The organism is Methanosaeta sp. UBA458 (genome assembly GCF_002496085.1).
In the GTDB taxonomy this organism is placed as follows: Archaea; Halobacteriota; Methanosarcinia; order Methanotrichales; family Methanotrichaceae; genus Methanothrix; species Methanothrix soehngenii.
The window spans coordinates 1-14,808 of sequence record NZ_DAIK01000134.1 but is presented as its reverse complement, the minus strand read 5'-3'; the positions used below and the strand labels follow the sequence as shown (position 1 = coordinate 14,808).

Below are 14,808 nucleotides of genomic sequence, written 5' to 3'. Positions count from 1 at the left end.
TGAATCGGTCGGATATACGAAGATCTCTTCCAGTTGATCATCTGCGAATATGTGATGACGATAACCGACATCCATAAAATAAAATCAAGTATTTATAAATATTGTATTTTCACATGCGTTCCTCTCAGAAACATTTAGATAATTATGATCCAATTTATTATTTTTTAAAAATGAGAAATAATAAGAATATTAATTTAATAATATACGATTGGATGTTACAGATTTGAAGATCGTGTATTAAAAATTTTTAAAAAAAATTAGAATTTATATCATCTCATATCGATTCAGCTTCGCTGAAGAGGGACTTCAGCCTCTGGATGGACTGCAATGCCTGATTTGCCTCATTCATCTTTTGTTGCTCGTAATGCTGCAGGATCTCTTCGATGGGAGTCTTGAGGCGATAGACCTTCATCGGCCTTCCTGTCCCATCGCTCCTGCACATCTTCTCTTCGATCCAGTTATTCTTGCGCAAGGTGCGAAGGGCGATGCTCACCTCCGGCTGGCGCAGATCTGAGCCCCTCTCTATCTCGCGTGAGGTAGCCTCTGTGCCGCTGGCCAGGAATGCGATCATATTGGATACCTTCCTTGGCACTCCCAGGCTTTTCAGAGTCTCTACGACCTCGATATCTCTCTCGTCAAATCTCATTACAAATGATTCTTTCATTGCTATCTCCTCCCTAATTTTTTTCCCTTGTAATAATTGAGAGAGCTTATGATATAAATAGTTTATTAATGTCAATAAATTTTTACTATTATTATTACATGTGGCAAAGGCTATACAGATAAATAGCTTTATAAAAATTTTCTTAAGTTCGCCTCCCTGTCGGCTCCGCCTGAGCACATCTGCTGGAAATACTATTTGGCTCTTCGTTGAATTATGTGGGTGAGTTCAGGCAGAGAATATGGCCCCTGCTACTCTGTGACTGTGTGGTTGGGTTAGAGCATAGCGGTTTATCACAGAGTCACAGAGACACGGAGAATTTCCGATTCAAATTCACCCATAACAAATCGCGGGTAGCCTACCATTTGTTCAGAATCCTTTCTGGCCCCCCCTTATCCTCTCCACAAACCTCTTCTTCTTCTGCACAGCATTTTGGGCTGCCAAATCCACCTTCCTGGTCATCTCCGCCACATCCCGCACCGCCTCCTGGCCGATCGCCTTTTTTATGGGAGTGTAGGCCGCCTCTCGGAAGCGGGGGGAGAAGTCGGACCGCTTGCCTTCGATATCCAGATACGCTCCCTCTCCTTCCTCAACCCTGCCGATCTCGTCCACCTTCACCCCCACATCCCGGATGGCGGCTGCGATCGCCTCCGCCTCCTCCGGTGGGGCGATGATGAGCAGGGCATCGATGGACACCCCGAGATAGTCGATTTTCAGCTCATTGAGCATCTCCAGCACCCGGGGGTTGACCAGCTTGCGCATCCTCTCCTCCTCAAAGACAAGCCTCACCCCGGCAGTATAGGAGATCTCCTTGGCGTCGCCCCGGATGCCCCCGTTGGTCACATCGGTCATAGCATGGATCCGAGCATTAACTTTAAGCAGCGCCTCGCTTGCCTCCAGGAACTTGATGTTCAGGGTTTCATCCACCACCTCATGCCGGTTATAGTACAGAGCAGCAGAGCAGATCGTTCCCCCTCCCGCTCCCTCGGTCATCATGATCACATCTCCAGGCCGGGCGCTCTTTCTGGCGGTGAGATTATCCGAGACGCCAACCGCCCCCACGCACCCGGTTAGTCGGTCCCCGATAACCATGTCCCCACCGATGCGCAGGGTGCTCCCGGTGATGAGAGGAACGCCGATCAATTCCGAGACCGTGGCAATGCCTGCGATATGGTCGAATAGCTTGGAGACATCCCCATCATCGGCCAGATGAACATCCGAGAGAAGGGCCACCGGCTTGGCTCCCATGACATAGACATCGCGCAAGGCCGCTCGGGTTACATGAAATCCGGCCAAAAACGGATAATCGCTCAGTCGGGAGTGCATGCCGTCCACGGTCACCGTTATGTATTTGCCCCCCGCCTGGACCACACCCGAGTCGTCCAGCTGGCGGGAGTCAACAACTGCTTCTGTGCGGCCGATGACCTCGGCGATCTTGGTGTGGGTATAAAAGTCGCCTGAGCCACGTGAGCCCACCCCAAAGTCGCCCATGCTGACCCCCACGCTCTCAAGAGTGAAGACCTCCCCCCGGGGATCAAGGGTCGCTTCCGCCTCCGTCAAGACCGCTTCCGCCAGGGTAGCAGCCCGATCGCTTGGGATCTCCTTTACCTCTCTGATCAGATCGATGAGCTTGGACTTTATCGACCGGTCCCGTCTCCTCAAACCTCGCTTGGCAAATCCTTCCAGATCCATGAGAGGTCATTTGACCTTCCCATAGATATTATCATCTCCTGATTATCTTCTGCCAAATAGCCTCTCCAGCTGGCTCTGGTCCAGGATGACCATCACCGGCCTGCCGTGGGGACAGGTTGTGGGGTTGCTGCATTCCTGCAGATCATGCAGCAGCTGCTCCATCTCTTTTAGGGTGAGCTCCTTTCCCGATTTTATGGAGCCCCGGCAGGCCAAAAGCTTGAGGACCTCATCCCGACGGCTCGAGTCCGGCCCCGGCTTTCCCCGCAAAAACAGCTCCTTTAAGACGTCATGTACCGATTCTGCGCTCTCGGTCCTCTGGCCGAGTGCTGGAACGGACCGGACGCTGTAGGACCTCCCTCCAAAGGATGAGATCTCAAAGCCGATATCATCCAAGACCTCCTTCCAGGAGGAGAGCATGATCTCCTCGCTGGCCATAAGCTCGATCGTCACCGGACAGGCCAGCTCCTGGCGGATCACCCCTTCCCGATATCGCTGGGCCAGCCTCTCAAAACGAATGCGCTCTGCAGCAGCATGCTGATCGATAAGAACCAGCCCTTGATCGCTCTCCGCCACAATGTAGAGCCTCTTGATCTGGCCCAGGATCTTCAGGCTTGATCTTTTCTCCCTTTCCGGCAGGGCTTGGTCCAAAGCGGTATCCTCCTCTACATCCAGGGGAAGAGTACTCTGCATAGCATTCTGGGCCAATGTCTCCTCCGAGGCGGTGATCTGATCGCTGGGCTTCAAGCGTTCGGAGGCTACGCTCTTGGCATAAGATGAGAGGGTCAGGGCAGCTTCCTGGGTGACCGCAGAGCAGATCTCATTCTCATGGAGCAACCGGATCTCCCTTTTAGCCGGATGGACGTTCACGTCCACCAGATCCGGGCTTATCTCTAAGGAGAGGACGGCGATGGGGCTCTTTCCCGGAGGGATGATGTTTCTGTAGGCCTCTCGCAAAGCCCCGGCCATGGGCCGGGAGGAGACTGCCCTGCCATTGACGAAGATGAATATCCTGTCCGGGCTGGCCCTAAGGTTGAAGGCATCGCCGATCATACCCTCTATTCTCCAGCCCCGGCCGGATGCCTGCAGAGGGGCCATACCTGCCACCGCCTTCAATCCGAAGATGCGGGAGAGGATGTCGTCCCAGGAATTGGATCTTGCCGATTTGAAGTGAGTGCGGCTGCCTGAAAATAGCTCAAAAGCGATATCGTAGTGGATGATGGCCAGCTCGGTGATGACATCGATGATATGGACCAGCTCCGCCTCCCTTCCCTTGAGGTGTTTTCTCCTTGCCGGGACATTAGAAAAGAGATTCCAGACGACGATCGATGTACCCACAGGGCTGCCCACCTCCTTTGTCTCCGCCACCTTTCCGTTCTCTATGCGAAGATAGCTGCCAGATAGAGCATCCCTGGTCTTGGTCCGCACCTCGACCGCTTCCGAGACGCTGGCGATGCTGGCCAGGGCCTCGCCCCGAAATCCCAACGTGCCGATCGTTTCCAGATCCTGAGCCCCGGAGATCTTGGAGGTGGTATGCTTTTGGAAGGCTAGGGGGAGGTCGTCCGGATCTATGCCGCTGCCATCATCTGTCACCTTGATGAAGCTCTTTCCGCCATCTCGGACCTCGATCAACACCTTATGGGCACCGGCATCAATGGAGTTTTCCACCAGCTCCTTTACCACCGAAGCAGGCCTCTCGATCACCTCACCGGCAGCGATCTTATTTACCGTCTCCTCATCCAGGGCCCTGATCCTCTTCATCTCTTATCCTTCCTCTCTCTCCCTTTGCATCCGCTGATATTGGGCGAGGCGGTCCAAAGCCTCCCTGGGGGTCATCATGTCCAGGTCCAGTGATTCGATCTCCTCTAAGATGGGATCCTTCTTATCCCTCTCCACTTCCCCGGCCGTATTCCCGTCGTCATTGCCATCGAAGAATATGAGCTGGGTGTAGCGAGAAGATCTCCTCTGACTTCTCCCGCCCGATCCCGGTTGCATAAGGGCCTCCTTTTCTATCTCCCTCAAGATCTGGTCTGCCCTTTTTGTCACCGTCCTGGGAACCCCGGCCAGGCGGGCGACATGCACTCCATAGCTCTTGTCCGTCGCCCCCGGGACCACCGTTCGCAGGAAGGTGATCGTACCCTTATCCTCCTTTACGGCAATGCTGTAGTTTCTCACTCCGGAGAGGATGCTCTCCAGATCAGTGAGCTGATGGTAGTGGGTGGCGAAGACGGACTTGCATTTGATGCTCTCATGCAGGTACTCGGATATGGCCCAGGCCAGGGACAGGCCGTCGAAGGTGCTTGTCCCCCGGCCCACCTCATCCAGGAGAACCAGGCTCTTTCTGGTGGCAGAAGTGAGGATGTGGGCGATCTCAGTCATCTCCACCATGAACGTGCTCTGTCCTGCGGACAGGTCGTCATATGCCCCCACCCGGGTGAAAACCTGGTCCACCAGTGAGAGGGAGGCATAGGCAGCAGGCACAAAGGACCCGGTCTGGGCCATGATCGCCGTCAGGGCTATCTGGCGCATGAAGGTGGATTTGCCCGCCATGTTCGGGCCGGTGAGGATTATCAGACGGTTGCGATCTGTGTCCAATAGGACGTCATTGGGCACAAAGGCGCCTCGCATCGCCTTATCCAGCACCGGGTGGCGGCTGCTGCGAATCGAGATTCTTCCCTCTTGATTGAACTCCGGCCGGATCATATTGTTCTCCTTAGCGGAGGTGGCCAAGGAGATCAGAACATCGAGCTCTGCCAGTGCCGTGGCCCTCTCCTGGATGGCTCCCGCCTTTGAGGCGACTAGATCCCGCACCTTATAAAACAGCTCCTGCTCTAAAGATACCGACCTCTCCTGGGCGGAGAGGACTCGAGACTCCATATCCTTGAGCTCCGGGGTCACAAATCTCTCCCCATTGGCCAGGGTCTGCTTGCGAATATAATTCTGGGGAACCAGGTGCAGGTTTGCCCGCGAGACCTCGATATAGTAGCCGAAGACATTGTTAAAGGCGATTTTGAGGGATTTGATGCCCGTCCTCTCCTTCTCCGAACCCTCCAGGCGGCTGATCCAGCCTCTGCCGTCCCTCAAGAGCTCCCGGAGCTGGTCTATCTCCGGATCGTAGCCCTCCCTGATCACCCCCCCATCCCGAACATGGACGGGCGGATCCTCCATTATCGATCTCTCTATCAGGGAGACGATATCATCCAGGGGAGAGAGCCTGCTTGAAAGATCCTGCAGATATGAGCTTTGAGCCGAGGACTGATCATCCATGAGGATCTCCTGCAGACGGGGCAGCATCTCCAGAGTGCTCTTCAGGACGGACAGCTCTTTAGGGCTGGCGGATTTGCATGATATCCGGCTTAAGAGCCTCTCCAGGTCAGAGGTGCCCTTGAGCTCCTCAGCCAGGCTGCGGTGCAGCAGGGATTTGCTGGCAAGCTCCTCTACTCCATCCAGTCTGCGGGCTATTGCCTGCTCGCTCTGCAGGGGCATTTGCAGCCAGCGGGCAAGGGTTCTCGCCCCCATGGCCGTTCTAGTCTGGTCCAGGAACTCCAGCAAGGTGCCCCTGCGAGAGCGGTCGCGGATGTTTCTGGTGATCTCCAGGTTTCGCACTGTGACCTCATCCAGAACCATATAATCCGATCCCGAGTAGATCTGAACATCCTTCAAGTGACCCAGAAGGTCGAAGCGAGAAGCGTTCAGATAGGAGAGGACTGCTCCGCAGGCTCTCTGGGATAAACCCCTTCCCTCCAGCCGGAGCCTCTCCTTCCAGTCCGGTCCGTAGCGGTCGGCCAGGGCGGCCTCTGCTCTCTCCGCGGAGAAGCAGGGCTCCTCCAGGATCTGCAGGCTTGTGCCCTCCCAGTGGAGGGAAAAGGCAGACAAGCACTCCGCCGGCCGGAAACGGGCCAGCTCGGAGTAGAGGCGGTTATGTGGAACCTCCGTGGTCAGAAACTCGCCAGTGGAAACGTCCACAAAGGCAAGGCCCACATTCTCATCCCCCTTCACTATCGCCGCCAGGAAGTTGTTGCTGGACTCGTCCAGCATGGAGGGCTCGATTATCGTTCCCGGGGTCACCACCCGGGTGATGGCTCTTTTCACCAGACCCCGGGCAAGTTTGGGGTCCTCCACCTGGTCGCAGATGGCCACCTTATGCCCCGCCCGGATGAGCCGGGCGAGGTAGGCATCGAGGGAATGATAAGGGACCCCTGCCAGAGGGATCTTCTCTCCCTGGTCGTCTTTCTGCCGGGAGGTGAGGGTGATGTTCAGATCGCGGGCAACGATGACTGCATCGTCGGCAAAGGTCTCGTAAAAGTCGCCCACCCGAAATAAGAGCAGAGCATCTGGATAGAGCTTCTTATTCTGGTAGTACTGCTCCATCAGGGGAGAGAGCTTAACTGGGGGCATTGTGATCTATTGATCTTCTGTCTGCCAAAAAAGGCTTTGGTTGAGCAAAGAGATTGCGAACGGAAGACAGAAAGGTGGGGAAAGAAGAGTAGTGAGAGGATGCCGAACTTTCGGCATCGTTATCTCCCCTCAGTTATGCTGTCTTCACTCCCTCAAAGTCTCCTGTCCAGGACTTTCCGCTGGCAGAGAGAGCGTCGTAGTCTCCGCTGGCCATTTCACCGTTCAGATTGAGATAAAACATATAAAGATCAATGGGGTTTATGGTGATGATATCCAGCCTCGCGGTTCCATTTCCGTAGACCTGTCCCGATACTGTTGCATCGATGGTGCTGTTTTCCACCCTCATCTTCCCCGCGCCCAAGAGCTGATCATCCTTCTGGAATAGGGTCAAAGCCATGCTCCTCTGGAGGCTGTCGTTCAGGGCAAATGACCAGCTTCCTCCCAAAGAGGGCAGCGCGACCTCGGCCGGAGGAAGCTCTGTAGTCTCTGCCATAGCGGTGGCATTCTCCTCAGAGGTGGCGTTGTCCACGGTGGATGCACTCTCGTTCTCCGCCCCTATACTCGCCGCCTCGGCCTCAGCTCGGGAGGCCTTGGGGTCCTTTGAGGTATCGCTCAGAGTCTTCGGCATGCTCCAGTCCATTGAGCTCTCGTTCTCTCGAAGCGCTCTGGATTGTTGCGGGGTTGTGGGAGCTTTAGAGGTCTTTTCTTCGCCGCTTATCAGCTCATCAGCGCTCAGATACTGCTGGTTGGTCCAATCGGCAGATAGAGCAGTCACTGCCAGAAAGGCAATGAAGAACATGAATAATGCAATTGACAATTTGAATCTCATGGCATCTCGACCTATATTTGATCTTCATGAATGGATCTGGATGCTGGGTATTTAATCTCAGACGGATCTAAGCCCGCTGTGTGCTATCCGGGGCACTCCATTCAGATCCGGCATGAGCTTTATAGTTGATAAGCTTAATGGTTATACGACAAAGAACGTATTTTTTTGATCTATTCAATCTTTCCCATAGCTATGCCCTTCTCGGTAATAAATCTGGCACTATGGACATGATAGTCCCCATAAATGGATTTCCCGTTCATGGTAAGGGAAAGGCGGAATAGCGAGAGGTCTTCTGAGAGGATGTCCAGATCCAGCTTGTTTCCTGAGATTATACCGCTGGCAGAGACGTTCTGCTCTATTCCGTCCGCCATGATCCTGCCCTTGCCGAATAGGGCATCGTTCGATTGGTACATCTCCATTTCCACACTCCTATCAAGGCTATCTTTCAGATCCAGCTCCCATCGGACCATGGGGCTCAAGAGCCGGGATTTTAGCCCGGTAGCCTCCTGGCCTACTTCTGCTTCCTCTACATTCTTTCCCATCAGAACAGGGGTGGCATTGCCTCTCTGGTCCTGCCAGGGTTCGGGATCCTGGGCGCTGGCGTTAAGAGTGAGCACCGCTGCCAGGAAGAGGAGGAGGATGCTGGCCGGATATCTCATCCATTCCATTCCGATCCCGACCTGTGCACCTCTATACTCTCACCCTTTTTCATCTTCTTTATGATCCTCTTGGCCATCTCCGAGGATTTGGCTATGCGGATATCTCCTCTTCGGCCCACAGTGGCGGTGAAGGCGGGCTCATCCCCTACAGAGACATCGACTGACTCACCTGCCATGCCGTCCAGCCAGAGGATGATATGCTTTGCCGTCTCCTCCATCCTCGGCTCAGGAACAGAGGGCTCGTCCCTTGCCCGGACATCGATATGCATACCCAGGCTCCTCTCGATCTGGTCGATGTTCTTTCCCGCCTTGCCGATCACCCTCGCAGCATCCTCTTGAGGTACATGGATCACTGCGCTGGAGTCGGTGAGCATCTCCACCTTGAAGGGGCCACGTACATGGTGAGAGATCTCCTTCTCAATCTCCCTGCTGGCCAGATTCCAGGAGGGCTTTCTCTCCTCTCTGGTGACGGGCATCACCACGATCTCCTCTCCGTAAGAGTACATCTCGTACTCCGCCTGGCCGCTCTCGAAGTCCTTGACCACGATCACCGGCCGGGCTAAATCAGCCTCCACCATTCCCGAGGGAACCTTGACCACAAACTCCACATCCAAAACCTTAGTGACCTCCCCTCTCTCGATGAAGACCACGGTGTCCACCACCTGAGGTATCATGCCCAGTTCCACCCGGCCAAGGAGCCTCTGCAGGGAATCGATGGGTTTGTTGGCATGGACCACGCCGATCATGCCCACCCCGGCAAGCCTCATATCGGCAAAGACCTGGAAGTCGCGTGTCTTCCTGACCTCATCGTAGATGGTATAGTCGGGCCTGACCAGGAGCAGTATATCTGCCGATGCCTCCATGCTCCCCTCCAGAGGGCCGTACTGGGTGATCTCCGGGGGAACCTGCAGATCGCGAGGAGACTCAAGAGTCTTGACCACATAGTTGCAGTCCAAAAGGTATTCGGCCAATCCTGCTGCGAAGGTGGACTTGCCCGACCCTGGCGGACCGGCGATGAGAATTCCCCTCTGACCTTCCTTGAGGCGGGTCTTGAGCATGCTGCTATGGCGGTAGGAGTCAAAGCTCACCTTGGCCACCGGTCGAACGGCGGTGATCTCCAGGCCGTCGGAGAACGGCGGCTTGGCGATGGCGATCCTCATCGGCCCAATCTGGATTATCGCTGCCCCCATCTTTTCCATCTCCACATAGCCATCTGGATCGGCTTTAGCCCGTTCGTATATCTCCCGGGATAGGTCCCTCAGCTCCCTCTCCGATGAGGGCCTTTCGCCCAGCCGGACCAGGGAGAAGTCCCCTACATGGCCCCTCTTGGCCATGGGTATTGCGCTCTCCTTGAGGTGAATGGATAGGGTATCCTCGGTGAAGTATCTATCCAGGGACAGAGGCTTGATCGCCTCCCTTTGGGGACGGACGTACTCCACATCCAGGCCCATCGCCTCTGCCACTCGGGATTGAACCTGATCGCTGGTGAGGAAGGAGGCGCCCAGCTCCAGGGCAACATCCCTGATCATAGCATCGATCTCTCCACCACCGGCGAGCTTGATCTGATCCAGGTTCGGCCTGATTCCTACATACTCCAGTTCGATCTTGCCGGCTTTGGCAAGCTCGGAGAGCTTTCTCAGCTCCTCCAATCCCTTCAGGCCGATCTCTCGGCCGTGGTTGGCCTGGGCTTCCAGCTCCGCCACCACAGCCTCGGGCACTACAATTCTCCTGCCCTGGAGCTCTCCAGACTTGATCCTAGCAGAGACTCTGCCATCTATTACCACGCTGGTATCTGGCACTAGCGGTTGCGCCATTGTCGAAAACATCCTTTAATTATCAATTATTGTCTAAATCAAAAATAGAGCTAGAGATATACTATATCCATCTTTCGCTTTTTGGCAATCCACTCCAGGACATAGTCAATATCAAGCTGCCTTCTGATCTGTAGGTTGGCCTCAAGCGCCATGACGGGACCTTTCTTCAAAGCCTCGGATATCTTTCGAGAGGCATCCTCTCCAAATCCCGGATCGAGCCTCTTTATGATGTAAAGCCTGATATCGCTGCAGGTGAACCCGCCATCCGTAAGATGCCCAAACTCAATGCAGATATTTCCCGGATTGGAGAGCATGCGGAAGTCTACGCTGTAGCTGGCGAACTTGCTCCTATCATATAGCTTTCTATCGCTAAATCCAGGCCTGAGGTCCTCCTCCAGAATATCCTGGCCCAGCTTCATCAGCTCCTCCCTTTCCTGACATGAGTATTGATGGCAGCCGGCCAGCTTCAAGGCATTCAGGTTCTTCAGAGAGGTCTTCTTCTCATGGCAGTGCTCATTTTCGTCGACCGCCCAAAAGTCGTTGCTCAGGGGAAATGAGCCTCGTGCATAGCTATCGCAGTTTTTGCATTTCAATCCAATTATGACCTCTTTATCCAGAAACGGTGCGATGCCTTCCATTGTCTCCATGACATCAGCGATGCGAAAGTCTGATCCTTCTCCGAGATGCTTCTTCGCCTCCCGGATTGCCTGGAGTATCTCGTACTTGTTGTCCATAGGCTGCCAACACCTTCCAGGTCCAAACCTGGACATGTGAACCTAATTAAAGAAGCGTATCACAGATAAATAGATTGCCGCAGCCTTATAGCAGATCGCCTCCATGAGTTGCAGTATGATATTTTCATATCATTTATGCAATAATATCAAATATCCTTTTATTCCCCTGAAAAACAGCTCTAACTGGCAGAGTGCAATTGAGCATTGTCCTCACAATGCTGCATGGCTAGAGGCCGGTGCAGTCTGCCAGCTATGGTGCAGGTGATACAAATATGCCAATAGACAGCGGAGACACAGCCTGGGTCCTGGTCTCAACCGCCATGGTCATGCTCATGACCCCGGGGGTAGGCCTATTCTATGGCGGCCTGGTGCGCAAGAAGACTGTGGTATCGATGATTGGCCTCTCCTTCCTGGCCTTTGCCCTGGCCAGCCTTCAGTGGGTTTTCCTGGGCTACAGCCTCTCATTTGGCCAGGATATAGGCGGAGCAATAGGTGCTCTGGATTACCTTGCCTTGAATGGCATAGGCCTGGGCGAAGCGCCACTGGCGGGAAATCTGCCCCATCTGCTCTACGTCGCCTTCCAGATGGTCTTCGCTGCGGTGACCCTGGCCATCCTCACCTCAGCGGTGGCGGAGAGGGTGCGCCTTGGCTCCTTCATCGTGCTCGCTCTGCTCTGGACCACCCTGGTCTATGATCCCCTGGCCCACTGGGTCTGGGCAGGTGGCTGGCTGGCTCAGATGGGAGCCCTGGACTTTGCCGGTGGGACGGTGGTCCATATAAGCTCCGGCTTCTCCGCCCTGGCCATAGCGATGGTGATTGGAAAGAGGGTGGGCTTCGGCTCCTATGTCATGGAGCCCCATAATATCCCCATGGCCATGCTGGGCGCCGGACTGCTGTGGTTTGGCTGGTTTGGCTTCAATGCCGGCTCCGCTCTGGGAGCGAACGGCCTTGCTGCCTCTGCCCTGGTGGTGACCAATACCTCCGCTGCTGCCGGTGCTCTGACCTGGCTCCTCTCCAGCTGGCTGAAGGGCAAGCCCAGCGCCCTGGGAATGGTGAGCGGCGGCATAGCCGGCCTGGTGGCCATAACCCCTGCCGCTGGCTTTGTGGACGTGCTTGGAGCCCTGGTAATCGGAGCGGTGGCCGGGGTCCTCTGCTATATGTCCCTCCTCTTCCGGGTGAGCCGGGGGCTGGACGAGAGCTGCGACGCCTGGGCGGTTCACGGCATGGGCGGCCTGTGGGGAGCGGTGGCCACGGGCATATTCGCCACCTCCGCAGTCAACAGCTACACCGGCCTATTGCAGGGCAACTTCAATCAGTTCGCTGTGCAGATCATGGCCGCTGGCATATCGGTGGTCTATGCCTTTGTGGTGACATATGCCCTGGCCAAGCTGGTGGACTCGTTCATGGGCTTGCGCGTGACTGAGGACGAAGAGTATGTGGGCCTGGATATATCCCAGCATGGGGAGAAGGCCTATGCCTGAAGGCGGTGAATGATAATGAAAAAGATCGAGGCAATAGTACGACCGGAGAGGCTGGAGAGGGTCAAAGAGGCTCTGGAGGAGATAGGCGTGGTCGCCCTGACCACCACTGAGATCCAGGGCAGAGGTGAGCAGAAAGGAATCAAGCTCCAGTACCGGGGAGGCACAATGGATGTCGACCTCTTAACCAAGCTCAAGCTGGAGCTTTACGTAGCTGACGAATCTGTCGATCCAGTGCTGAAGGCCATCTGCGATGCTGCTCGAACCGGCAAGTTCGGGGACGGCCGGATCTTCGTAAGCCCGGTGGAAAGATCGGTTAAAGTGAGGACAGGTGAGGTCTTCACCTGACATTTTTTTATAGGTTCAACGGGCGGACAAGATCCCCATGGGCAGCCTGGGCACCAGCCAGCGCACAAAATCCTTATAAGACCTTTTGGCAGCAGCAATCTCAATATACCTGTCTAATACCTCATTATGCCGTTCCAGCATCCAGGAGAAGGCTTTGGGATGGCGGTGCATGGCCTGGGATAGGATCAAGGCATATCTGAGTTCCTCGCCAAGCTCCTTGTTGCATCTCTTCTCATAGAGCCGGGCAACATCTCTCTCTTTCTCCTCTCCTATCGCCCTTGCCGCCATCTCTCCCGAACGCAAAGCATAATAGATGCCCTCACCAGAGAAGGAATCCACCAGGCTGGCTGCGTCCCCCGTCAAGAGCACCCTGCCCAGGGAGATCCTCTTCTTCTTTCCTCCTTGCGGTATGGTGTGGCCATGAATTATCTGATCCCGGTCAAAGCCGTTGTTCTCAAGGAAGCCTTTCATTATCATGCGGGGATGGCGAAGCTGGGATGCCAGGCCCCCTATGCCCACGGAGTAGTATCCACGGTGAGGGAAGATCCAGCCATAGCCTCCGCCTGCTATCCCGAAATGAATATCAAGAAAGCTGCCCAGTCTGGCCTCAATATCCCTATCATCCGCCTCGATCTCTGTTACCAGACAGACCCCGATATCATCTCTTGAGGCCTTTCCCGATATCCGGCTTCTTAAAGAATCCTGGCAGCCGGAGGCAACGATCAAAAATCGTGATCTATAGATCTGATCATCTGTCTGAACGGATACATGATCCTCTTTGCTGCTGTAGTTCAGAACACGAGAGAATGAGACACTGGCTCCTGTCTCGATTGCCTTCTGAAGGAGGAACTGGTCAAAGGCGCTCCGGTTGATCAGAGTACTGAGTCTGTAGGCCTTGACCTTGTCTTGAACCCATTCGTGGTAGTGGATCCGAGCTCCGGTTATGGCCTTCTCGCATACGGCCTCGGGAAGGCGAAGGTCCAGCCAGGAGGTCGCCCTCTCCGATAGAGCGCCCCCGCAGGGCTTGTAGCGGGGAAACTTTTCCTTTTCCAGGATTAAGACCTTAAGGCCCATTCCGGCTGCTATCCGAGCAGCAGTCGAGCCAGCCGGCCCAGCGCCCACCACAACNNTAACCTGCGCCGTAATCAGTGCCATAACCTGTGCCGTATCCTTGGGCATAAACCGGCCAGTAATAGGAGCTGCCCAGATCGCTATTCCAGTAGGGATTGGAGAGCTGATTAGCATAAGGATTGGCATAATAGGAATATCCCGTGCCCGGCACATAGTATTGTCCATATGGTGTGAAATCCCCATAAAGGAAAGCATAGGCCTCCAACATCCAAAGGGCATCCTCATAATACTCTTTGCCAGGACAGGTTCCCCGGTAGAAGGACTCCAGATCGCAATAACCGCCGTCCGGGAAATAGCAGTTTCCGTCTTTAGGACATCCTCCATGGTTAACGCAATAGGCCTCCAGAGCGTTTCTCGCAACGCAGCCACTACCGCTGCTCATGCCTATGGCAGCCGCTGGACCCATTATCATCAGGAGCAGCGCTATAAATGCAAGTGCAACTCTTATTCTCATGATCTTCCCCCACTAGTCTGTGATTATATCTTTTGCCCAATCTATGAAAGATTTTTGGTTGAACGCCGAGAAATCTTCAACCTGACCATAGGGATTCCTGCCAGTGGACTGAAAAAAAGAAAAGGGTCTGGCAGACAGCCCAGACCACTGATCTTGGGGTGATGCGGCCCTTGAATAGGCTAAGGCGGCTCAGGATTGGTTATTGGCGAACTCCAGGTGGGTCACGCTCTCGTTTATGACCTCTGCGGTGAACTTGCCATCAGCGGGTGAGATAAGCGTCCAGCCTGCTTGAAGGACCTCTTTGATTGTATATACACCAGGAAGCTGGTTGAGGAAGATGAACTTTCCGTCTGCTGAGGTGTTGACGCTCGTGATAATCACACCCTCAGGTTGCTCCAGGTTGACTGTCCAATTGGCAAGGCCAGATTCGTTGACATTCATTACCCCATTTCCGTCCAGATCCTCGAATACAACGCCCTCAATGGTGTATCCCCGTACCGCTTCAGCGACGGCATCAGTTGCGGCGGTCTCATTCAGAGCTACCGTCTCATTCAGAGCTATCGTCTCATTCAGAGCTACCGTCTCATTCAGAGCTACCGTCTCATTCAGAGCT

12 protein-coding genes are annotated in these 14,808 nt (G+C 54.7%); 2 read left to right on the top strand and 10 right to left on the bottom strand.

Annotation, left to right across the window (positions count from 1 at the left end; all coding sequences use genetic code 11):
* Positions 1–274: 274 nt before the first annotated feature.
* The 8 genes from BP822_RS09760 to BP822_RS09725 all read right to left on the bottom strand — a co-directional run bounded on the left by BP822_RS09760 (position 275) and on the right by BP822_RS09725 (position 10,784).
* Positions 275–664 carry a hypothetical protein gene (locus BP822_RS09760; protein ID WP_013719261.1) on the bottom strand — a complete coding sequence of 130 codons (390 nt, stop codon included), beginning with the start codon at positions 662–664 and terminating at the stop codon, positions 275–277.
* A gap of 366 nt (positions 665–1,030) precedes the next feature.
* A complete protein-coding gene (locus tag BP822_RS09755) occupies positions 1,031–2,353 on the bottom strand; it encodes an AIR synthase-related protein (protein WP_013719260.1) in 1,323 nt (440 codons plus the stop codon).
* A gap of 42 nt (positions 2,354–2,395) precedes the next feature.
* Positions 2,396–4,111, bottom strand: a complete 1,716-nt coding sequence (gene mutL, locus BP822_RS09750; RefSeq protein WP_286878214.1) for a DNA mismatch repair endonuclease MutL — start codon at positions 4,109–4,111, stop codon at positions 2,396–2,398.
* 3 nt (positions 4,112–4,114) lie between these two features.
* Positions 4,115–6,748 (bottom strand): DNA mismatch repair protein MutS, encoded by a 2,634-nt coding sequence (mutS, locus tag BP822_RS09745; RefSeq protein ID WP_286878213.1) that lies wholly within the window; start codon positions 6,746–6,748, stop codon positions 4,115–4,117.
* Positions 6,749–6,881: 133 nt separating this feature from the next.
* Positions 6,882–7,565 carry a hypothetical protein gene (locus BP822_RS09740; protein ID WP_013719257.1) on the bottom strand — a complete coding sequence of 228 codons (684 nt, stop codon included), beginning with the start codon at positions 7,563–7,565 and terminating at the stop codon, positions 6,882–6,884.
* Positions 7,566–7,747: 182 nt separating this feature from the next.
* Positions 7,748–8,245 carry a hypothetical protein gene (locus tag BP822_RS09735; protein ID WP_286878212.1) on the bottom strand — a complete coding sequence of 166 codons (498 nt, stop codon included), beginning with the start codon at positions 8,243–8,245 and terminating at the stop codon, positions 7,748–7,750.
* Positions 8,233–10,050 (bottom strand): PINc/VapC family ATPase, encoded by a 1,818-nt coding sequence (locus tag BP822_RS09730; RefSeq protein ID WP_013719255.1) that lies wholly within the window; start codon positions 10,048–10,050, stop codon positions 8,233–8,235. Before BP822_RS09730 ends, BP822_RS09735 begins: the two co-directional genes overlap by 13 nt.
* A 50-nt stretch (positions 10,051–10,100) precedes the next feature.
* Positions 10,101–10,784 (bottom strand): hypothetical protein, encoded by a 684-nt coding sequence (locus BP822_RS09725; protein ID WP_286878211.1) that lies wholly within the window; start codon positions 10,782–10,784, stop codon positions 10,101–10,103.
* Between the two features lie 272 nt (positions 10,785–11,056).
* Between BP822_RS09725 and BP822_RS09720 the strand changes: the two genes are divergently transcribed.
* Together BP822_RS09720 and BP822_RS09715 are read left to right on the top strand one after the other, a co-directional pair.
* A complete protein-coding gene (locus BP822_RS09720) occupies positions 11,057–12,265 on the top strand; it encodes an ammonium transporter (RefSeq protein WP_013719253.1) in 1,209 nt (402 codons plus the stop codon).
* A gap of 15 nt (positions 12,266–12,280) precedes the next feature.
* The gene (locus BP822_RS09715; protein WP_048132997.1) at positions 12,281–12,610 is read left to right on the top strand and encodes a P-II family nitrogen regulator; all 330 of its coding nucleotides are present in this window, start codon (positions 12,281–12,283) and stop codon (positions 12,608–12,610) included.
* Positions 12,611–12,625: 15 nt separating this feature from the next.
* On the opposite strand, the gene BP822_RS09710 is transcribed toward BP822_RS09715, so the two are convergent.
* Both BP822_RS09710 and BP822_RS09705 read right to left on the bottom strand, forming a co-directional pair.
* Entirely contained in the window at positions 12,626–13,735 is a 1,110-nt protein-coding gene (locus tag BP822_RS09710; protein ID WP_286878210.1) for a geranylgeranyl reductase family protein, read from the bottom strand.
* Between the two features lie 649 nt (positions 13,736–14,384).
* Positions 14,385–14,808: SdrD B-like domain-containing protein (locus tag BP822_RS09705; RefSeq protein WP_286878208.1), on the bottom strand; the 424-nt coding region annotated here is incomplete at its 5' end.

Excerpts from the sequence above, each read along its gene's own strand:
- BP822_RS09725 (WP_286878211.1), bottom strand. The coding sequence starts at position 10,784 with ATGGACAACAAGTACGAGATACTCCAGGCAATCCGGGAGGCGAAGAAG.
- BP822_RS09730 (WP_013719255.1), bottom strand. The coding sequence starts at position 10,050 with ATGGCGCAACCGCTAGTGCCAGATACCAGCGTGGTAATAGATGGCAGA.
- mutS (WP_286878213.1), bottom strand. The coding sequence starts at position 6,748 with ATGCCCCCAGTTAAGCTCTCTCCCCTGATGGAGCAGTACTACCAGAAT.
- BP822_RS09760 (WP_013719261.1), bottom strand. The coding sequence starts at position 664 with ATGAAAGAATCATTTGTAATGAGATTTGACGAGAGAGATATCGAGGTC.
- BP822_RS09735 (WP_286878212.1), bottom strand. The coding sequence starts at position 8,245 with ATGGAATGGATGAGATATCCGGCCAGCATCCTCCTCCTCTTCCTGGCA.
- BP822_RS09755 (WP_013719260.1), bottom strand. The coding sequence starts at position 2,353 with ATGGATCTGGAAGGATTTGCCAAGCGAGGTTTGAGGAGACGGGACCGG.
- mutL (WP_286878214.1), bottom strand. The coding sequence starts at position 4,111 with ATGAAGAGGATCAGGGCCCTGGATGAGGAGACGGTAAATAAGATCGCT.
- BP822_RS09715 (WP_048132997.1), top strand. The coding sequence starts at position 12,281 with ATGAAAAAGATCGAGGCAATAGTACGACCGGAGAGGCTGGAGAGGGTC.
- BP822_RS09720 (WP_013719253.1), top strand. The coding sequence starts at position 11,057 with ATGCCAATAGACAGCGGAGACACAGCCTGGGTCCTGGTCTCAACCGCC.